This is a genomic window from Streptomyces sp. NPDC007896, assembly GCF_042959425.1.
Classification (GTDB): domain Bacteria; phylum Actinomycetota; class Actinomycetes; order Streptomycetales; family Streptomycetaceae; genus Streptomyces.
This window is the reverse complement of record NZ_JBIBKX010000002.1, coordinates 461,207-480,313: the sequence shown is the minus strand read 5'-3', so window position 1 is coordinate 480,313 and position 19,107 is coordinate 461,207. Positions and strand designations below refer to the sequence as shown.

The 19,107-nt window shown below is 70.4% G+C and carries 17 protein-coding genes and 1 pseudogene; 8 read left to right on the top strand and 10 right to left on the bottom strand.

All coding sequences use genetic code 11. From position 1 onward, the window contains the following. The first annotated feature begins 54 nt into the window (after window positions 1-54). A complete protein-coding gene (locus ACFZDJ_RS09825; RefSeq protein WP_391057531.1) occupies window positions 55-759 on the top strand; it encodes a TetR/AcrR family transcriptional regulator C-terminal ligand-binding domain-containing protein in 705 nt (234 codons plus the stop codon). 801 nt (window positions 760-1,560) lie between these two features. Here the strand turns inward: ACFZDJ_RS09825 and kynU are convergent. The 10 genes from kynU to ACFZDJ_RS09775 form a co-directional block, all read right to left on the bottom strand. Beyond that, complete coding sequence (gene kynU, locus ACFZDJ_RS09820; RefSeq protein ID WP_391057528.1) at window positions 1,561-2,862, bottom strand: kynureninase; 1,302 nt, start codon at window positions 2,860-2,862, stop codon at window positions 1,561-1,563. Continuing rightward, window positions 2,855-3,703, bottom strand: a complete 849-nt coding sequence (locus ACFZDJ_RS09815; RefSeq protein ID WP_101399512.1) for a tryptophan 2,3-dioxygenase family protein — start codon at window positions 3,701-3,703, stop codon at window positions 2,855-2,857. The genes kynU and ACFZDJ_RS09815 overlap by 8 nt, the downstream gene beginning before the upstream one ends. A gap of 195 nt (window positions 3,704-3,898) precedes the next feature. After that, entirely contained in the window at window positions 3,899-4,312 is a 414-nt protein-coding gene (locus tag ACFZDJ_RS09810; protein ID WP_054231350.1) for a DUF3151 domain-containing protein, read from the bottom strand. 102 nt (window positions 4,313-4,414) lie between these two features. Next, on the bottom strand, window positions 4,415-5,932 hold the full coding sequence (locus ACFZDJ_RS09805) for a DHA2 family efflux MFS transporter permease subunit (RefSeq protein ID WP_391057525.1): 1,518 nt from the start codon (window positions 5,930-5,932) through the stop codon (window positions 4,415-4,417). A 107-nt stretch (window positions 5,933-6,039) separates the two neighbouring features. Next, window positions 6,040-7,062 carry a class II fructose-bisphosphate aldolase gene (gene fbaA / locus ACFZDJ_RS09800; RefSeq protein WP_060901612.1) on the bottom strand — a complete coding sequence of 341 codons (1,023 nt, stop codon included), beginning with the start codon at window positions 7,060-7,062 and terminating at the stop codon, window positions 6,040-6,042. 185 nt (window positions 7,063-7,247) lie between these two features. Next, window positions 7,248-7,796, bottom strand: a complete 549-nt coding sequence (gene pyrE, locus ACFZDJ_RS09795) for an orotate phosphoribosyltransferase (RefSeq protein ID WP_390933036.1) — start codon at window positions 7,794-7,796, stop codon at window positions 7,248-7,250. 10 nt (window positions 7,797-7,806) lie between these two features. Further along, window positions 7,807-8,595, bottom strand: coding sequence for an aldose 1-epimerase (locus tag ACFZDJ_RS09790; RefSeq protein ID WP_384908760.1), 789 nt, complete (start codon window positions 8,593-8,595; stop codon window positions 7,807-7,809). Window positions 8,596-8,688: 93 nt separating this feature from the next. After that, window positions 8,689-9,513, bottom strand: coding sequence for an SRPBCC family protein (locus tag ACFZDJ_RS09785; RefSeq protein WP_391057522.1), 825 nt, complete (start codon window positions 9,511-9,513; stop codon window positions 8,689-8,691). Window positions 9,514-9,581: 68 nt separating this feature from the next. After that, window positions 9,582-11,225: a polyamine aminopropyltransferase gene (locus ACFZDJ_RS09780; protein WP_390933034.1), complete on the bottom strand. Its 1,644-nt coding sequence runs from the start codon at window positions 11,223-11,225 to the stop codon at window positions 9,582-9,584. A gap of 143 nt (window positions 11,226-11,368) precedes the next feature. Beyond that, on the bottom strand, window positions 11,369-11,890 hold the full coding sequence (locus ACFZDJ_RS09775; protein ID WP_168509849.1) for a DUF2617 family protein: 522 nt from the start codon (window positions 11,888-11,890) through the stop codon (window positions 11,369-11,371). A gap of 847 nt (window positions 11,891-12,737) precedes the next feature. Here ACFZDJ_RS09775 and ACFZDJ_RS09770 point away from each other — a divergent pair. The 7 genes and pseudogenes from ACFZDJ_RS09770 to ACFZDJ_RS09740 form a co-directional block, all read left to right on the top strand. Next, window positions 12,738-13,529: pseudogene (locus ACFZDJ_RS09770) on the top strand (aminotransferase class I/II-fold pyridoxal phosphate-dependent enzyme); the annotation flags it as partial. A 257-nt stretch (window positions 13,530-13,786) separates the two neighbouring features. Then, window positions 13,787-14,683 (top strand): hypothetical protein, encoded by an 897-nt coding sequence (locus tag ACFZDJ_RS09765; protein ID WP_391057520.1) that lies wholly within the window; start codon window positions 13,787-13,789, stop codon window positions 14,681-14,683. 81 nt (window positions 14,684-14,764) lie between these two features. Then, window positions 14,765-15,724, top strand: a complete 960-nt coding sequence (locus tag ACFZDJ_RS09760; protein ID WP_391057517.1) for a hypothetical protein — start codon at window positions 14,765-14,767, stop codon at window positions 15,722-15,724. Window positions 15,725-15,768: 44 nt separating this feature from the next. Continuing rightward, window positions 15,769-16,755, top strand: coding sequence for an ImmA/IrrE family metallo-endopeptidase (locus ACFZDJ_RS09755; protein WP_391057515.1), 987 nt, complete (start codon window positions 15,769-15,771; stop codon window positions 16,753-16,755). A 150-nt stretch (window positions 16,756-16,905) separates the two neighbouring features. After that, entirely contained in the window at window positions 16,906-17,931 is a 1,026-nt protein-coding gene (locus ACFZDJ_RS09750) for a hypothetical protein (protein ID WP_391057512.1), read from the top strand. 8 nt (window positions 17,932-17,939) lie between these two features. After that, window positions 17,940-18,332, top strand: coding sequence for a hypothetical protein (locus tag ACFZDJ_RS09745; protein ID WP_391057509.1), 393 nt, complete (start codon window positions 17,940-17,942; stop codon window positions 18,330-18,332). A gap of 19 nt (window positions 18,333-18,351) precedes the next feature. Beyond that, window positions 18,352-18,969 (top strand): hypothetical protein, encoded by a 618-nt coding sequence (locus ACFZDJ_RS09740; protein WP_391057506.1) that lies wholly within the window; start codon window positions 18,352-18,354, stop codon window positions 18,967-18,969. Window positions 18,970-19,107: the final 138 nt, after the last annotated feature.

Genomic DNA, 19,107 nt, shown 5'->3' with positions numbered 1-19,107 from the left:
GGTGTTTCGTTACGCTGGGTGGGTCACGCGAATGGCATTGCTAAGGAGTCCGTCATGTCCGCCGAGTCCGGCACCGTAGGTCCGGGCGAGCCCGGCCTCGTAGGTCGTGGCGAGCCCGGCCTCGTAGGTCCTGGTGTACCCGGCGCCGTACATCCTGGTGTACCCGGCACCGTACGTCCTGGTGGGCGTACCGCCCGGGTTCGTGCGGCCGTGTTGCGTGCCGCGGGGGATGTACTCGCCGAGGAGGGGTTCGCGCATCTCGATCTCGCCGATGTGGCACGGCGGGCGGAGGTCGGGAAGACGACGGTGTACCGGCGGTGGGGGTCGGTGACGGGGCTCGTCGCCGATCTGCTGAGTGACATGGCGGAGCAGTCGTCGCCGCGTACGGAGACCGGGTCCGTACGTGGTGATCTGCGGGCCAACGCCGTTTTGGTGCGGCGGACGTTGGCCGATCCTCGGCAGGGGGCGTTGTTTCGGGCCGTGATCGCCGCGGCGACGTGCGATGTGCGTACGGCGGAGGCGTTGCGGCGGTTCTATGACGTGCGGGTGAGTGAGTGGGTGCCGTGTGTCGAGGAGGGGGTGGCTCGGGGGGAGCTGCCGGTGGGGACCGATGCGGCGATGGTCGTACGGGCGGTGTCCGCGCCGCTCTATTACTCGTTGCTGACTGTTGGGGTGGTGCCGGACGAGGGGGCTGCCGTGCGGGCGGCGGAGGGGGCGTTTGCTGCGGCGGTGGCGGGGGTGTACGTCGTCGGGAAGTGAACCGGCGTGGGGGCCGGCCGGGGGTTGATCGCCCCCGCCGCCCCTACCCGACCCACCCCCAGGGGCTCCGCCCCTTCAACCCCACCAGGGGCTACGCCCCCGGACCCTCGCGGGGCTCCGCCCCCGGACCCCTCGCGGGGCTCCGCCCCCGGACCCCTCGCGGGGCTCCGCCCCCGCACCCCGCCGGGGGCTCCGCCCCCAGGACCCCACCAGGGGCTCCGCCCCCGCACCCCATCGGGGGCTGCGCCCCAGAACCCAGCAGGGTTTCGCCCCAGCCCCCCGAGGCTGCGGCCCAGCCCCCGCAGAACTCCGCCCCCAAACCCCCACAGGGCTGCGGCCCAAACCCTCGCAGAACCCCGCCCCAAACCCCACAGGGCTGCGGCCCAAACCCTCGCAGGACTCCGGCCCGAACCCCCCGCGGGGCTGCGGCCCGGACCCCGCAGGGCTGCGCCCCAGAACCCCGTCAGGGGCCACGCCCCCGCACCCCCGTATCGGGCTGAACGGCCTCGGCCTCAAACGCCGGACCGGCTGACGATGAGGGCTGGCCGGGATGGGTGGCGTGCGGGCTCGCCCCTCGGGCACCGGGGGGCCCGAGGGTTTCAGGGGCGCGGGGAACTGCGCGACCGGCCCCCACCGGCCCGCACCCGAACGACTGCGGCCGGGCGGGGATCCGGGGCGCAGCCCCGGTCCCAGGGGCACGGGGGCGCAGGGGCGCGGGGGCGCAGGGGCGCAGCGGCGCAGGGGCGCGGGGAACTGCGTGATCAGCCCCCCAACCCATCCGCAGCCGAACAAGACACCGAGCTACATCCCCTGGCTCACCGTCTCCCCTAGTACCCGCGCCGCCCGTTCCACGTCTCCGAAGCCCACGTACAGGGGGGTGAAGCCGAAGCGGAGGACGTCGGGGTGGCGGAAGTCGCCTACGACGCCCTGTTCGATCAAGCGCTTCATCACCTCGCCCGCGTCCGCGCAGCGCAGGGCGACCTGGCTGCCGCGTTCGGCGTGGGTGGAGGGGGTCAGGGACTCGACGCGGCCCCCGGGGACGTACGCCTCGACGCATTCCAGGAAGAAGTCGGTCAGGGCGAGGGACTTGGTGCGGACGGAGTCGATCGAGACGCCCTCCCACACCTCCAGCGCGGCCTCCAGGGCCAGCATGGAGAGGATGTCCGGGGTGCCGACGCGGCCCCGCAGTGCGCCCGGGGCCGGTTCGTAGGCGGGGCTCATGCCGAAGGGGTCCGCGTGGGAGTTCCAGCCGGGGAGCGGGGAGTCGAAGCGGGGCTGGAGGTCGGCACGGACGTAGAGGTACGCCGGGGAGCCCGGGCCTCCGTTCAGGTACTTGTACGTGCAGCCGACCGCGAGGTCGACCCCGTGGCGGTCGAGGTCCACCGGCAGGGCCCCGGCGCTGTGGCACAGGTCCCAGACCGCCAGGGCACCCGCGTCGTGGATCGCGGACGTGAGGGCCGGGAGGTCGTGCAGGCGGCCGGTGCGGTAGTCGACGTGGTTCAGGAGGACCGCCGCTGTGCGGGGGCCCAGTGCGGAGGGGACTTCCGCCGGTTCCAGGGGGCGCAGTTCGCAGCCTGTCAGGCGGGCCGCGGACGCCGCGATGTAGCCGTCCGTCGGGAACGTCGTCGCGTCGACGATGATCTCGTCACGCCCGGCGGAGGACAGGGCGGCCAGACGGACCGCTCCCACCAGGGCCTTGAAGACGTTCACGCTCGTGGAGTCGCCCACCACGATCTGGCCGGGGGCCGCCCCGACCAGCGGCGCGATCCGGTCGCCGATCCGTTCCGGCGCCGTCCACCAGCCGCTCTCCTCCCAGGAGCGGATGCGCAGTTCACCCCACTGGCGACGTACGACGTCGTCGATCCGGCCGGGGACCGACGCCGGGAGCGCGCCGAGTGAGTTCCCGTCGAGGTACACCACCTCGTCCAGGACGAACTGCGCACGCAGTTTGGCGAGTTCGTCGGAGGCGTCCAGTTCAACGGCCCTGGCATACAGGTCGGACCGCTCGGAGACACGCAGTTCAGACCGCTCGGAGACACGCAGTTCAGACCGCTCGGAGACACCCAGTTCAGACTGCTCAGACCACTCAGACCGTTCAGACATGAGACCTCGCCGTCCACAGCTCGGGGAACACGTTCTTCTGCGCCCGCTTCTCCAGCCAGGCCACCCCGGCGGAGCCGCCCGTGCCCGTCTTCGCGCCCATCGCGCGGCGCGTCGCGACGAGATGGTCGTTGCGCCATCGCCACACCAGTTCGGCGACGTCCGTCAACGCCTCACCGAGGCGGGCGAGTTCGTCGTGCTCGTCGCCCGCGTACAGGGCCGTCCACACCGCTTCCACCTCCGGCGAGGACTCGTAGCGCTGGGACACGTCCCGGTCCAGCACGGACTTCGGGACCGCGTGGCCGCTTCGCGCGAGCAGCCTCAGGACCTCGTCGTAGAGGCTCGGTTCGTGCAGTGCCTTCTCCAGCTCGGCGTGCACGCGCGGCGCGCCCCGGTGCGGGACCAGCATGGACGCGGACTTCTCGCCGAGCAGGAACTCCATCCGGCGGTACATCGCGGACTGGAAGCCGGAGCCCTCGCCGAGGGCCGAGCGGTACGAGTTGAACTGGGCGGGGGTGAGCTGGGCGAGGGGCCGCCAGGAGGCGTTCAGCGCCTCCAGCTCCCGTACGGACCGCTTCAGCGCGGCCACCGCGACCGGCACCCGGTCCTCGCGGAGCGCGTTCGCCGCGGTCTCCCACTCGTGGACGATGACCGTGAACCACAGCTCCATGACCTGGGTGGTGACCAGGAAGACCATCTCTCCGGGGTCGTCGGAGAGGGTGTGCTGGAGGTGGGTCAGAACGTCCGCCTGGACATAGTCCTCGTACGGGGTCGTTCCTTGGAAGTCGAGATGCGGGGTCTCGGGCTCCTGAGCCTCGACGGGCTGAGCCTGCTGGGACGACATCGCTGTCTCCTGATGCGTACTCCGGGTAGCGGTCCGCCCCTGCCGTTTTCGACACGGGGGCCCCGGTCCCCACCGGGCATCCTCCACAATCGTCACCCGAAACCGCAAGGTCCGCCCGGTCACATCGACCAGGCGGACCCGTACGACCTGCGAGTACACCCGGACGGCTACACGACGGGTACACCCTGGGAGGACTCAGCCCAGCGTCTGCGCCGCCGTCGGCGAGGAGTCCTTCAGGAACTGGCTGCAGCGCTCGTACTCCTCCTGCTCGCCGATCGCCTGCGCGGCGCGGGCGAGGGCGTGCAGGGCGCGCAGGAAGCCGCGGTTCGGCTCGTGCTCCCAGGGCACCGGGCCGTGGCCCTTCCAGCCGCCCCGGCGCAGGGAGTCCAGGCCGCGGTGGTAGCCCGTACGGGCATAGGCGTACGACTCGACGACACTGCCTCGCTCGAACGCGTCGTCGGCCAGCTGGGCCCAGGCGAGCGAGGAGGTGGGGTACTTGGCGGCGACATCCGCGGGCGCCGTGCCGTTCGCGAGGAGCTCGCGCGGCTCCGGGTCGTCGGGGAGGTGAGTCGGGGGCGGGCCCCCGAGGAGGTTCTCGTGAATCGTCATACGTTCCAGTCTGCGGCACCCTCCGGGGGTTGTGCCGAACGGGGTACCCGGCGCCCGAGCAGCCGCCCCGGAGCCACGACAGACGGCCTCCGCCCCCCGGTCCTACTCGGGCTTGGGCGGTCGCGGGCGCGAAGGCTCCAGTGGTGGGGCCGTCACACAGCCGTGCGTGCGGCACTGGGGGCGTCGGCAGTCGGGGGCCGGGCGGCGTACGGTCGTGAAGGCCAGCACCGCCCCGACGACCAGCACCCCGGCGCACAGTGGCATCGCACGCCGGAAGGCGGCGTTGAAGGCGTCCGCCGAGCGGTACGCCTCCGGGCCCATCCCGGCCAGCAGCGGCAGCGCGGCCACCGCGATCAGTCCGGCCGCCCGGGCCGCCGCGTTGTTGATCCCGCTGGCCAGGCCCGCCCGCCCGGCGTCCACGGAGGCGAGGACGGTCGCGGTCAGGGGCGCTACCAGGGTCACCATGCCCGCGCCCATCACCACCAGCGCGGGAAGCACATCGCCGAGGTACGAGGCGTGCGGGCCCACCCGCAGCATGAGCAGCATGCCCGTCGCGCACAGCAGCGGGCCGACGGTGAGCGGGATGCGCGGGCCGATGCGCTGGGCGAGCTCGCCGGAGCGGGCGGAGAAGAGCAGCATCAGGACGGTCGTGGGCAGCAGTGCCGTACCGGCGCCCAGGGCCGAGTAGCCCGCCACGACCTGGAGCTGGAGCGCGGTCAGGAAGAAGAAGCCGCCGAAGGCCGCGTACACGCACAGCGTGACGAGGTTGACGGCCGTGAACTGCCGCGACGAGAAGATGTCCGGCGGCATCATCGGGTCGGGTCGGCGCCGCTCGACGTACACGAAGGCCACGCCGGCCGCCACGCCCCCGACCGCCGACACCCAGACCAGTACGGAACCGCTCGTGGCCTCGATCAGGGCGTACGTCACCAGGGCGAGCGCCAGGGCACCCAGGACGGCGCCCAGGACGTCGAAGCCCCGGCCGTGCGCACGGCCGTCGGACGACTCCGGGACGTGGCGCACGGCGATGGGGGCGCAGACCAGCGCCACCGGAACGTTGATCAGGAAGACCCAGCGCCAGCCGGGACCGTCCACCAGCCAGCCGCCCAGGAACGGGCCGACCGCCGCGCCGACGCCGCCGAAGCCCGACCACAGGCCGACGGCCCTGGCCCGGTCGTCCGGGTGGAAGGACGCCTGGATGATCGCGAGCGAACCGGGGGTGAGCAGGGCGCCGCCGATTCCCTGCAGGGCGCGGGCCGCGATCAGTACGCCCCCGGTCGGCGCGAGGCCGCACAGCAGCGAGGCGGAGGCGAACCACACCACGCCGAGGACGAAGATCTTGCGCCGTCCGAAGCGGTCGCCGAGTGACCCGCCGAGCAGGATCAGGCCCGCGAGGGTCAGCATGTACGCGTTCACGGTCCACTGGAGTGCCGCGAGGCCCGTGCCCAGGTCACGGCCGATCGTGGGCAGCGCGACGTTGACGACCGTCGAGTCCAGCATGGCCATGCTGGAGCCGAGGACGGTGGTCAGCAGGATCCACTTGCCGGTGGGGCTGGAGATCCGCACATGGGGACCCCGTCCCGCTCCCTCGCCCGATGTCTTCTGCAGAGGCGCAGCCATACTTCGGAGCATACGGAAGGGCCCGGCACCGTGGGGTGCCGAGCCCTTTCTCGTATGGTCCGAACCGGGGGAACCCGGGTGACCGACCGGGGAGAGAACCCGGGTGACTACTTGAGCTTGTTGCCCGCGGAGCGCAGCATCTCGCACGCCTCGGTGACGCGCCCCGCCATGCCCGCCTCGGCGAGCTTGCCCCAGGTGCGCGGGTCGTAGGTCTTCTTGGAGCCGACCTCGCCGTCGACCTTCAGGACACCGTCGTAGTTCTTGAACATGTGGTCCGCGACGGGGCGCGTGAAGGCGTACTGGGTGTCGGTGTCGAGGTTCATCTTCACGACGCCGTTCTCCAGCGCGGTGGCGATCTCCTCGGCCGTGGAGCCGGAGCCGCCGTGGAAGACGAAGTCGAACGGGGACGGCTTGCCGTACTTGGCGGCGACGCCGTCGTTCAGCTCCTTCAGGAGGTCGGGGCGCAGGACGACGTTGCCCGGCTTGTAGACGCCGTGCACGTTGCCGAAGGACGCGGCCAGCAGGTAGCGGCCCTTCTCGCCCAGGCCGAGGGCCTCGGCGGTGCGCAGCGCGTCGTCGACGGTGGTGTAGAGGGAGTCGTTGATCTCGTGGCTGACGCCGTCCTCCTCACCGCCGGTCGGGGTGATCTCGACCTCGAGGATGATCTTCGCGGCGGCGGCCTTGGCGAGCAGCTCCTGGGCGATGGCCAGGTTGTCGGCGAGGGTCTCGGCGGAGCCGTCCCACATGTGCGACTGGAACAGCGGGTTCTCGCCCTTGGCGACGCGCTCGGCGGAGATGTCGAGGAGCGGACGGACGTACGTGTCCAGCTTGTCCTTGGGACAGTGGTCCGTGTGCAGCGCGACGGTGATGTCGTACTTGGCGGCGACGATGTGCGCGAACTCGGCGAGCGCGACGGCGCCGGTCACCATGTCCTTCTTGTGCTGGCCGCCGAGGAACTCCGCACCACCGGTGGACATCTGGATGATGCCGTCGCTCTCCGCCTCCGCGAAGCCGCGCAGTGCAGCGTGCAGCGTCTGGGAGGAGGTCACGTTGATGGCCGGGTAGGCGAACTTGCCTGCCTTCGCCCGGTCGAGCATCTCGTTGTAGACCTCGGGGGTTGCGATGGGCATCTGTCCGCTCCTTGTATGTGCGGGTCTGCGTACCGCTGCTGCGGCACGACGGGACTGGTGCTTACGGCCCTGACCTAGGGGGGCGACGTCATCGTCGGCCCCATCTTTCCAGACTTGGCCGGATGCTCCAGACACCCTGTCCGGGATACGGGACCCCGAGTTCTGCGGGGTCCCGTGCCGGGCTCCTAGTCCAGGCCGAGATCCGTCTTGGAGTAGGCGAAGAGGTACGGCACTCCGGCCTGCTCGGCGACGGCCTCGGCGGCACCGGTGTCCCGGTCCACGATCGTGGCCACGGCGACGACCTCGGCACCGGCTTCGCGTAGCGCCTCCACCGCGGTCAGCACCGAGCCACCGGTGGTGGAGGTGTCCTCGACCGCCAGGACACGGCGCCCCTTGACCTCGGCACCCTCGATGCGACGCTGGAGGCCGTGGGCCTTGCCGGCCTTGCGCACGACAAAGGCGTCCAGCGTCTTCCCGCGCGCGGCGGAGGCGTGCAGCATCGAGGTCGCGACCGGGTCCGCTCCGAGGGTCAGACCGCCGACGGCCTCGTAGTCGAGTTCGTCGGTCAGGTCGAGCATGACCTGACCGACGAGCGGCGCGGCCACACCGTCGAGCGTGATCCGGCGAAGGTCGATGTAGTAGTCGGCTTCCTTGCCCGACGAGAGGGTCACCTTGCCGTGCACCACGGCCTTGTCCTTGATCTGCTGCAGCAGCGCGCCGCGTACGTCACTCATGTCCGCCAGCTTAGAGGCGCCGCCAGCTCCAGGTCATGGTCGCCTCCAGGGGGTCGATGGGGGTGACCAGGCGCGGGTGGGTGTTCAGCCCGTTGGGCGGGCCGGTCTGCGGTTCGACGCAGACGGCGGCCTCCTGCTCGTCGTACACCACCACCCACTCCTCCCGGCCGGCCACCTTCAGCTCCAGCTGCCCCGGCCAGGTGAGCGTGACGTCGACGCCGTCGGGCATGCCGAAGCAGTCGTCCCAGGGGCTGGGCTTCGGCTCGATGCGGTGGCCGGTGGGCAGGTGGTCCTCGCCGCGTTCCTCCTGCCAGGCCGGGGTGAAGTCGACCTGGACGTCTTCCTGGCCCAGGTTCCTGTTGAACCACGGGTGCCAGCCGACCTGGGCGGGGAACGAGTCCTCGTACGTCTCCACGGACATCGTGACCGTGAAGGCGTCCTCGGTCAGGGTGAAGAGCTGGGTGACGCGGCCGGGGTGGGGCCAGGGGGCCACGAGGTCGTACGTGATCACGGCCTCGGACTTGCTGGTGCGGGCGGTGCGCCAGGCGCCGTCCCGGGCAGTGCCGTGGATGGCGTGCGGCGGGGCGTTGAGCGGCATCTGCTGGACCGTGGCGCCGTCCAGGAAGCGGCCGTCGCGGATTCTCCCGCACCACGGGACCATCGGGAAGCAGCCGAACTTCTGTCCCTGCCGCAGTAGTTCGGCGTCGCCGATTCGTAGACTGCCGATCCGTCCGCCGTTGCCGGGTGTGACGGTCACTTCCGCGTCGCCCGCGGTCAGCGTGATGTCTTCGTTACTCACGGAGTTGACCCTACTGGGCCGGATTCCCCACTCGGTCCCCACGGCCACTACCCGCCCCATGCGGCTGCGGGTGGGCGGGGGCTGGTGCTGTGGTCAGCGGCGTTTGCGCAGGGCTCGGGTGACGGCGATGGCCGAGGCCAGGGCGACGGCCGCGGCGGGGGCCGCCCAGCGGAGCGTGGCGCGGCCGACGGCGGTCTCCGGCGCCGGGACGGGGGCGTAGCGGCCACGCGGCGGGGCGTGGTCCACCTCCTCCGCGCTGCGGCCGATCATCGTCCGTCGCGCATGCGCCGCCTCTGCCACGGCATCCTCCCTGTTCACACGGCTCGGGGTGGGCGGGGCCGGTTCCTCCTCCTCGAAGAGGGCGGAGGGCTCGGCCTCCGGGGCGGGCTCGGCCTCCGGGGCGGGCTCGATCTCCGCTTCCGGCTCGACCTCCGGCTCCGGCTTCTCCGGCTCAGTCTCCCCTTCCGGCTCCCGTTCGGAGGTGCCCGGTGGCGTCTGCGTCACCTCCGCCAAGTTCTCGACGAACCGGTTCAGCAGGCGGCCCGTGGTCGCGGACACCGCGTCCGGGGGGAGATCCGCCACGCGGCCGTCCGCTGTGGTGGTTCCGGTGATGGTGACGGTCGTGCCGCCGTCGGAGGGGGAGAGGGTGAGCACGAGGGCGAGTTTCACGGTGCCGGGGCCGCGCGCCTCGGTGGCGTCGCCCTCGACGGCGTACGAACCGTCTTCCCGGGCGGTGACCCGGGCCGTCCCCCGGTAGGTGATGGTGTGGCCGCCGACGCGGACTTTCAGGCGCCCGGAGACGGGCGGCGTCCCGGCGTCCTGCTGGAGTCCGGGGACCGCCCGGGCCACCCGTACGGGATCGGCCAGCGCCTCCCTCAGCCGCTCGGCCTGAACCGGAACGAACACCTCATGCTCCATGTCGGCCGAGCCTACCCAGGACGGCCCGCACCGCACCCTCGTATCCGGGGATTCGTCCGTCCGCCGTTTCAGTCGGCGTAGCGCGGATGGACCAGTGTGGAGGGCGCCAGGCCGGGTACGCGGGTACGCCACGCGGCGTAGGCGTCGGCGGTGAGGGACGGCTGTGTGAGCGTACGCGGGCGTGGGCCGTGCGGGTCGAGGCGCAGGGGCGTGCCCGTGACGGAGGCCAGGATGAAGCCCCAGTCGCGAGGGGCGCTCGACGCGCCCGCCGTGCGGTCGGGACCGGCCGCGAAACCGGAGTCCCGGCCGCCGACGCAGTAGGGGGTGGTGCGCAGGCCGGCCGCCCGAAGTGTGGACTCGACCGTCCAGAAGACGCGGGGGCGGGAGGAGACGGGGCCGGCGTGGACGGCCAGGCGGCCGCCGGGGGCGAGGACGCGGCGCGCCAAGCCGTAGAACTCCTGCGAGTACAGCTTGGTGCTCGCCGTGATCCCGGGGTCGGGCAGGTCCGAGATGACCACGTCGTACGTCGACTCGGCCCCGCGCAGCCAACCGAAGGCGTCGGCGGTGAACACGTGCACGCGCCGGTCGCCGAACGCGTGAGCGTTGAGCGCCGACAGGGCCGGGTCGGTACGCGCCAACCGCACCACCCCCGGGTCGAGTTCGACCACGTCGACGCGGCGCACGCCCGGGTAGCGCAGCACCTCGCGGGTGGCGAGTCCGTCGCCGCCGCCGAGGACGAGCACACGCGCGCGGGGACCGTTCATCGCGGGGTGGACCAGCGCCTCGTGGTAGCGGTGCTCGTCGCGGCCGCTGACCCGCAGGCGTCCGTCGAGGAAGAGGTCGAGCGGGCGGCCGTGCGTGCCACCGGTGAGCACGACCTCCTGCACGCCGGTCTGCAGGGCGACCCGTACGTCCTTGCCGTACACGGCGCGCCGGGCCGCGCGTTCGAAGTCGTCGACGTGGGCGGCGGCCGCGGCGAGCAGAGCGAGGACCAGGACGTTGGCGATGAGCAGGAACCAGCGTCCGCGTCGGCTCAGGTCCCCGCGGAACAGGCCCAGCACGAGGGCTCCGCCGGCCAGCGCGTTCACGGTTCCGGTGAGCAGCGCGCCCTCCAGTTGCCCGAGGAGGGGGAGCAGGAGGAAGGGAAAGGCGAGGCCGCCGACGAGGGCGCCGACGTAGTCCGCCGCGAAGAGGTCCGCCACCGCACCGCCCGGGTCCTGGCGGCGGATGCGCTGTATCAGCTCCATGAGGAGGGGGACTTCGGCGCCGATGAGGAGGCCGATGGCGAGGGAGAAGGCCGCCAGGAGACAGCGCGAGCCGCTCGTCCAGATCCCGCCCCAGTCGCCGGTCCACGCGAACATCGCGTACAGGGCCATCGCACTGCAGCCGCCGACCAGGGCGAGCGCCGCCTCGACCGCGCCGAAGCCGGCCGCGGCGCGGGGGCGCAGGCGTTTCGCGGCGAGGGAGCCGATGCCCATGGCGAAGACCATCACGGAGAGGACCACGGAGGCCTGGGTGACCGAGTCGCCGATCAGGTACGAGGCGAGGGCGACGAGTTCGAGTTCGTACACGAGTCCACAGGCCGCGCAGACGAACACGCCCGCGAGGACCAGGAACCGCCCGATGCCCGGGCGGACGGGCAGCCGCGCCTGGCCCTGGACGCCCCAGGGCGGCGGCGCGCCGGGGGGAGCAGGCGCGTGCGGTTCGATCACGCGTGGAACGCTACGTCACGCCACCACGACGCTTCGTCACCCACACGTGTGGAAGTGCCGTCCCGATGTGTGGCGTCCGGCGCTGATGACGAGTTCGTCGGCAGCCGAAGGGGCAGCCAAAACGGCAGCCGAAACACCACCCCTCACACCACCCCCGCCGTCACCCGTACCCCCACCCTCGTGCGCGTCGCCACCAGCTGGCCGTCCTGCGGGTAGGCGTGCCACGTACGCCAGTGGACCTGCCCCTCGTGGCGCTGGGCGAGCAGCGCGGTGAAGGCGTGCGGGCTGCCGGGGAAGACGCCGGCGAGTCCGTTGGGGTGGTCGGAGACCAGGGCCAGTAACTCCTGCGCCCGCCCCGCGAAGGACCCGCAGGAGAGCGTCTCGACGCGCGCCGCGAACTCGTACTCCCAGTCGCCGACCCGCTTGGCCACCCCGAGCGGAAGCGGCGTGCTGCTGCCGGCGATGCACGCGACGGTTTCCGAACAGCTGCCGCGCTCCTCCTCCAGGAGGACCTGGTGGGACGCGCCGAGGAGCCGCAACTGCAGTCTCGCCCCGTCGAGTTCGAGGTCGAGAGTGGCGAGCGCGGGGAGCGGTTCGCGCCCCAGGGCCCAAGCCAGGTCGGCCGCGCGCGTGTCGGTGTACGAGGTGTTCAGGGTCGTGAGCATGGGTCGGCTCCGCTAGCACGCAAAAAGGGAGGTGGGGATCCGGCGCACCCGGTCGGTACCTCGGTACCGGGGGATCGGCCCGGTCAGCCCGGTCTGCCCTGTGGGGAAGGGACGATCCGAGGGCTGCTTTGGTGGTTTAGAGGGAATCATGAACTGTGGCGCCGTCACAGCGTTTTTACCCAACTTCGTAGGGTTTCCATCCCCCCGAGGGCTCCACAGTTCAACTGTTCAACCACGGCGTGCGCCGGGGCGCGCGGAACGAAGCGCCCCGGCGCACCGTAAAGGGCGCGGGGCGGTGACATCTGCGGCCCCGCCGCGCGGGCGCGACCAGCCCCACCGGCCCGCAGCAGAAGCCCCTCCCCCGACCCCGCGCCCCACACCCCCGGCGAAGCTCAGCTGCCTCCGCCGCACCCCCCGCCACCCCCGCACGACGACCCGCCTCCGCAGGACGAGCCGCCCCCGCACGACGAGTGCCCGCCGCACGAGTGACCCCCGTGGTGCCCGCCGGACGAACCGCTGCCGCAGGACGACACGGCTCCCCCGGCCCCGCCGGCCCACCAGCTGCCGGAGCTGTCCGAGGACCGGCCCCGGGAGCGGCGGCCCCGCGCCGAACCCGACGAGCTCTTCGAGAGCCCGACCTTCTTCCGGCCGCGGGCGGCGGCACGCAACGACACGACGAACAGGATGAAGACGACCGCCAGGATGAAGCCGATGAACATGGCGTCACCCTCCTTTCGTTCCCCCGAAGCGACCCCCCGTGGGCGCCTCGCTTCTTGCGTGCCAGGGGGATGCCCTCGCGCCTCACCAGCCAAAGCAGAGTTGAGGAAGTTCAGAGCTTCGGCGCAGGATGACCGGCATGACCTCCAACGGCCGACGCCCCCTCCTCAACCGCCGACTCGCCGAGTTCGGCACGACGATCTTCGCCGAGATGTCGGCCCTGGCCCTGAGTACCGGGTCGATCAATCTGGGCCAGGGCTTCCCCGACACGGACGGGCCCGAGGAGATCAGGGAGGCGGCCGTGCGGGCGCTGCGCGACGGGCGCGGCAACCAGTACCCGCCGGGCCCCGGCGTGCCCGAGCTGCGTACGGCGATCGCCGAACACCAGAAGCACCGGTACGGACTGGCGTACGACCCGGACCGCGAGGTGCTCGTCACGGCCGGTGCCACGGAGGCCATCGCGGCGTCGCTGCTCGCGCTGGTCGAGCCCGGTGACGAGGTCATCGCCCTGGAGCCGTACTACGACTCGTACGCGGCCAGCATCGCGATGGCGGGCGGGACCAGGATCCCGGTCACCCTGCGCCCGCACGAGGAGACCCGCGACTCAGTCACCCACCGGCGCTTCAGGCTCGACCTCGACGAGCTGCGCGACGCGGTCACCGACAACACCCGGCTGCTGCTCGTCAACACCCCGCACAACCCGACCGGTACCGTCCTGACCCGCGAGGAGCTCGGGGAGATCGCGAAGCTCGCCGTCGAGCGGGATCTCCTCGTCATCACGGACGAGGTGTACGAGCACCTGGTGTTCGACGAGGCCGAGCACCTGCCGCTGGCCTCCTTCCCGGGGATGCGGGAGCGGACGGTCACCATCGGCAGCGCGGGGAAGACCTTCTCCTTCACGGGGTGGAAGGTGGGCTGGGTCAAGGATTTTTCACCTACCTATTTGCTGGCGAGCTGAGGGTGAACGGGCTGATGCCCGCGAGGGTCGCCGTCTTCATCGGCTGAGAATCGCCCCAGCTCCGAACTTCCAGGCAAGATCGTTCCTTCCTAGATCGCCCGCTAGCCGGACAGGAGGCCTTTTTCGGGCGTACGGTTTCCGTCAACCGTGGAGGGAGGCCAGCCATCTCCGAGTTCGAAGAGCTTCATGACCTGGGCTACCTGGGGCGTGAAGGACTGAGCTTGGTCTACAAGCTTCTGAAAGAGGAGGCGCGACGGTTCCCCGTGCTCGCCCCTGTAGCGGGGTGGCAGCCGGCAGACTGGGAGGATCTGCTCGGCGACTTCCTCGAAGAACGGGCCGAGGCTGTCACTTCCAACCTGCAGAGCCTTGCGACCGACGATGCGTCCATGGGTCGGCTCCTGCGCAGGTCGATTCGGAACTGGTTGATCGACAGAGCACGTCAAACAGGCCCGGGCGCGTTGCGGCGGCGCCTGGAGGAGGTGCTCTCCGCCGAGCCAGAGTTCGAGCAGGTCCCCGAAGGGCAGCCCGGAGCCAATCGATGGAGGCTGCCGGGCAGCGGCTGGGCTCCATGGTCCGGCGACAGTGGCAAGCTGGTGGAGGCCGCTCAGGCCGTCTCGGCTGTGCGGATCCCGAAGTGGTCCAGCACCACGCGTCGGGCGCCGATTGCGGACCGGGCGTCGATCGTGGCTGTGGCCAGCGCAGTCCTGAGCGTAGCGGGTGGCTCCCTGGAGATCGCGCAGTTAGTCGAGGTCTTCGTTGCGCGGTTCCCGATCGTGCTGGACCCGGTGATCGTGAGCACGGACGAGGGTTCCGACGGTACCTACCGAGACACGGCGTTGACACCCGAGGAGGCCGTAGTGGCCGCCGAGGAGGAGCTCGATGCAGCAGTGACCGCCGCGGAGATCGTGGGCATGCTCTCCCCGGAAGAGCGCCGCATCGTGCCTATCGCGGACCAGCAGGTTAAGGTCCGGGAGCTGTTGGGATGCGGCCGGAGCCAAGCGTCCTTGAAGGTGAAGCGCCTCCGAGAGCGGCTGAGGCAGCTGGTCGGAGATCACGACGTTCACGGTGTAGGGCTGGAGGTGATCAGGCTGTGCAGCGAAACTCAGCAGAAGGAGTGACGCGCGGGCGGTCGGACGCCACGGCGGTTGTGACGTCAGACATGGATGGACCCGTTCAGCCATGTCACCCGGGAGGACTCCATGAGTGAACCAGTGGTGCCCCAGCGTTTCCTTGATCTGGCCGCTGCGGTCCGGGCTCCGAAGGAGCTGTCGGCTGAAGGCTTGCGAGCAAGGTTCGGCGACCCGGCAGAGGTACATCTCGCGGTTGGCCAGGTGTGGCGTGCACGATGGGAGGAGACCAGTCTCCTCGTACTGGTCCTGGCCATTGCTGACCGCGAAGTGAACGCCGTCCCCGTGACGATCGATCCTCCAGGGGAAGACGCAGCCAGCCTGGTGGTAGACGGCACCCGGACCGCCTTCGGCGTGGAGTCGACCGTGTGGGCAGGACTGGCTGGCCCGGTCCCTCAGCGTGTCCTCGACCGCATGGTGGACCTTTGGGGGCCTGACCTCGTCGCTTGGGCTGCCGAGATGGCGGACGGGGGGGCGCCGTCCGTACCAGCAGGAGCTCGACAGGGCACCGTGCCCGCGTCGGTTTTCGACGCTTCCGAAGAGGTGCGAGCCGAGCTCGAAGACGACCTCGACGCCCTGCGGGCAGCGCCTGGCCTGCCTGAAGCGAAAGGAACGGAAAAGGTCGTCTCGCTGGGAGCACTGTTGAAGGGTCTCCCCGATCTGCCGATGTTGGGCACAGCACTGGGGGTCCCCCAACCGGAGGTGATGAGGATCTTGCGGGGCTCAGTTCCTCTGAAGCCGGGACAGGTGGAAGCGGTCGCGAGTGCGACGGGACTTTCTGTTGATGCCGTTGCCAAGACCGTGCGCCCCCTTCCCGCAGCTCTGGTGGCAGCGGCAGAGCATCCCCGTTGGCGAGAGACGTGGATTCGTAGGGCGAAGCGGTTGGGAGTTAGCGAAGGGGAAGCTCGCCTTTCAGGCGGTTATGGGACGCTCGCCCTTGCTGCACGCGAAACCGGCGGTGCGGAACCGGACTGGGAAGGGCGACTCCGGCAGTTTCTGCGTGGTGAGGACCTCGCCGGATCGGATGCGTGATGCGGCGGCGTTTCGTGGAGGAAGCGCCTCGGCAGGCGCAGGCCATGCTCGGCGTCATCGAACGGATTCACCCAGGTTGTCTCGCAGCGCTGCGCGATGACCCCCTGGGTGAGCTGGGCCGCTGGCCGGATGTTCAGGTGGTGATGGAACCCGAGGTCGGCGAAGGACGGTGCTCTGTCGCCGGAAGTTACAGGGACAGGACCGATCCGCCAACGCTTGTGGTTGGCGCTTCCCGGTCGTACCGTCGCCGCGGGTTCACTGGCCTGCACGAGCTGGGGCATCACCTGCAGCAGACGGACCCTGGCCTGGGTCAGGCACTTTTTGCTACGCAGGACTCGGAAGCCTTCGAGGACGCGGCATGCGACGCTTTCGCCGCCCGGGTGCTGCTTCCGGATGGGGAGATTCCCGAGAACGCGCGCCTGCGGGGACCATCCGCTACGGACGTGGTCGAGCTGTTCCAGCGCTCCCAGGCGTCGCGCGAAGCCTGCTGCGTCCGGGCAGCGGAATACCTTGCAGGCGGCGCGGTCGTCCTACTCGACCGTGCTGGTACCGCGATCTTCAGTTCCTCCCGAAGCCTGATCCCGCCGGCGCGTGGTTCCGACCAGTCCAGAACCCCCTTGATCGAGAGGGCACTGCGAACCGGAGCCATGGCACAGCACGACAAGACATACGTCGAGTACCGCTCCGGCAAGGCGGGGGATGTCCTGTACGGGCAGGCCGCATGGTGCGACGAGCAGTACCTGGTCGCGGTCCTCGTCCCGGACAATGCCCCCTGGCTCAGGTACTCGGTACCACGGCCGGGGACCGGTGGTACCTGGTACGGCAGCCAGTCAGTCTGCGAGACATGCGGCGAGGCGTTCGAGGTCAGTTCCCCACCATGTGAGCAGTGCGGCGACGCTACCTGCCCCGAAGGGCATTGTGCCTGCACAAGCGCCCGCATGAGCAGGGATCGAGCCTGCGACCGGTGCTTCCTAGTACTGGCACCTAGCCGGTTCGACGGCACCAGTCGCATCTGCCGCGACTGCGCTTGAGCACTCTCTCGGGATGCCGGTGCCCCCTCGGCCCGGACGATTCCCGCGGTGTGACGTCAGGTACTGGTGAGCAGCTACAGGGCTGCTCGGCCCGCTGTGGCGGGCCTGACAGCCGGGCTCTGACGCCCCACAAGAGGAATCGAGAAACAGATGGGATACACCCACGACGTCTTGGACGACATCCGCTCCCAGATCGACGCCCACGCCGAGCCGTTGGCAGAAGCCCGCAACCGGTTGACCTTGGTCCGCTCCGCAGCCAAGGCATTCCCCGGATCCCTGCGAACCTACGCGAGTGGATCACTGGCCCAGCACACCTTCATTCACCCGGTCGGCGACGGAGACGGCGGCCTGGTCCTCGACCGCCGCGTCTACCCTCGGCTCGGACCCGACGGTGGCGGTGAGACTCCTGCCGACATCGCGGCAGAACTCTGCGGGTTGTTGGGGCCCGCGGTTCGCGAGGTGTACCCGAACGCCCGTTGCGGGACCTCCAAGCGCGGACCAAAGCTGACGTTTGGCCAGCCGACGGACGGTCAGGACCCCACCGTGGACCTGGTCGTCGCGTTGACCCGTAAGGACGCACCGGGCCTGTGGATTCCCAACCTCAAGAACGACACATGGGAGGCTTCCGACCCCGAGCGCCACGTCGAGTTGTTCACCTCCGGGAGTCTTTCCTTGCAGCGCACCCGGCGTCGGGTCGTACGCCTGCTAAAGGCGTGGAACAAGCAGTACAGCGTCCCAGGCTTCTCCTCCCACAACCTGACCGTCTGGGCTTGGGAGTTCATCGAGCCCGGCATGGGAATGGCGACCGCGCTGAGCACAGTACTGACGAAGGCGGCCGGACGGGTCGACTCCGGGAACGCCGCAGTTGACCCCGCCGGAGTATCGCCGAACGTGCGGCTGCTCGCCCCGCGCGACACCGCGTCCCGCAGGCTGCATACGGCGGCTGCCGGGCTGGATGAAGCACTCGCCCACGATGACGATCGTGACGCCGTTCTCGCTGCACTGTCGCGGGTCTTCTACAAGTACATCGACGACCCGTCTTCTCGCAGCCTCGCGCAGAAGATCGGGGCGCTGCGGCAACCGGGCCCAGTCTCAAGCGCCCTCCTGGGGCTGAGCGGCCCACCCGTAGCGATCCCCGCAGTCCGCTCGTACGGCACCCCGGCCGACAGCCGGTGAGTCGGCCCGTGGCGTGGCGAGAGCCGGCCTGGTTCACCAGGCCGGCTCTCCGCTTCGCCTTCCAGCGCGGCATCGAAGCCTGCGGCCCGACGGCAAGGATCGTAAGACCTCCCCGCCGGTACCCGGGCGGCTTCGCGCTGGCCGTGCACCTTGACCTGCCCGACATCCCCGAGCAGACCGTCACTATCGTCTTCGGCCAATACTCCCCCCATACACCACACATCTACAGTGACCGCCCAAGCGAATCACCGCACCGCTACGCCGAGGGCGCCCTGTGCATCTGGTACCCGTACGACCCGGCCGAGCAGCAGTGGACACGCCGTAAGGAAGAGTGGTGGCGCCTCACCGGCGAGTGGCCCGGGCAAGAGGCTCCGCACCACACACCCGAGCCCCAGAGCTAGCCGAATCAGGGAGGGCAGCATGACTACGCCACCGCCAGCCCTTCCCTCGCCCAGCATGATCACGGCGACGACACCGTCCACCCCGACTCCAGCTTCCACATCCCCGACCACCGGACCCGAGGCACTGACGTCGGCGCTAGTCTCCGGGGCCGTCCTCGCAGCCGCCATCGCCGCAACCATCAACCTCTGGCTGGCCCGGAGTAGGTCCCGTGAAGAAGAGCGCGGACGCCTCCGCGCAGCCTTCGCGGAAGCCTTCGTTGCCTACACCAACTACAAGGAGATGCCGTACGCCATCCGTCGCCGCCACGCTGATCAAGCCGCAGAAGAACGCGTCCGTCTCTCGGAGATCCTCCGCGAGACCCAAGCCCAACTCGCTTACCATCTCGCCTGGACCGCCCTGGAGTCACCCGCCGTCGGCGATGCCTACAAGAACCTCGTTCAACACCTCCGCCGGACGGCTGGCGCTGGAATGCACGAGGCATGGGAAGCTCCCGCCATCACCAGCGACACTCAGATGAACATCCCACCGGCCGTCATCGACCTCAGCGAACTCGTCCAATACGAGACCGCATACCTCGATGCCGTCCGCGCCCACCTTCACGAACTCCTACCGTGGTGGAAACGCCTGCGCTCCTGACCCTCATGAGGCTTCCACGCGTGGTGAGATCCGGTGGATCATCGTCTCGAATCCCAAACGACGTGCACTCGCCGACAGTGCCTGAACTCCGGGCGCGCGCCTAGAGAAATCCCAAACGGCGTGCACCCAGCAGCGTGC

What these genes read in the sequence shown, in the direction of transcription:
- ACFZDJ_RS09825 (WP_391057531.1), top strand. Translation starts at nt 55, where the DNA reads ATGTCCGCCGAGTCCGGCACCGTAGGTCCGGGCGAGCCCGGCCTCGTA.
- kynU (WP_391057528.1), bottom strand. Translation starts at nt 2,862, where the DNA reads ATGTCTGAACGGTCTGAGTGGTCTGAGCAGTCTGAACTGGGTGTCTCC.
- ACFZDJ_RS09815 (WP_101399512.1), bottom strand. Translation starts at nt 3,703, where the DNA reads ATGTCGTCCCAGCAGGCTCAGCCCGTCGAGGCTCAGGAGCCCGAGACC.
- ACFZDJ_RS09810 (WP_054231350.1), bottom strand. Translation starts at nt 4,312, where the DNA reads ATGACGATTCACGAGAACCTCCTCGGGGGCCCGCCCCCGACTCACCTC.
- ACFZDJ_RS09805 (WP_391057525.1), bottom strand. Translation starts at nt 5,932, where the DNA reads ATGGCTGCGCCTCTGCAGAAGACATCGGGCGAGGGAGCGGGACGGGGT.
- fbaA (WP_060901612.1), bottom strand. Translation starts at nt 7,062, where the DNA reads ATGCCCATCGCAACCCCCGAGGTCTACAACGAGATGCTCGACCGGGCG.
- pyrE (WP_390933036.1), bottom strand. Translation starts at nt 7,796, where the DNA reads ATGAGTGACGTACGCGGCGCGCTGCTGCAGCAGATCAAGGACAAGGCC.
- ACFZDJ_RS09785 (WP_391057522.1), bottom strand. Translation starts at nt 9,513, where the DNA reads ATGGAGCATGAGGTGTTCGTTCCGGTTCAGGCCGAGCGGCTGAGGGAG.
- ACFZDJ_RS09775 (WP_168509849.1), bottom strand. Translation starts at nt 11,890, where the DNA reads ATGCTCACGACCCTGAACACCTCGTACACCGACACGCGCGCGGCCGAC.
- ACFZDJ_RS09760 (WP_391057517.1), top strand. Translation starts at nt 14,765, where the DNA reads ATGAGTGAACCAGTGGTGCCCCAGCGTTTCCTTGATCTGGCCGCTGCG.
- ACFZDJ_RS09755 (WP_391057515.1), top strand. Translation starts at nt 15,769, where the DNA reads ATGCTCGGCGTCATCGAACGGATTCACCCAGGTTGTCTCGCAGCGCTG.
- ACFZDJ_RS09750 (WP_391057512.1), top strand. Translation starts at nt 16,906, where the DNA reads ATGGGATACACCCACGACGTCTTGGACGACATCCGCTCCCAGATCGAC.
- ACFZDJ_RS09740 (WP_391057506.1), top strand. Translation starts at nt 18,352, where the DNA reads ATGACTACGCCACCGCCAGCCCTTCCCTCGCCCAGCATGATCACGGCG.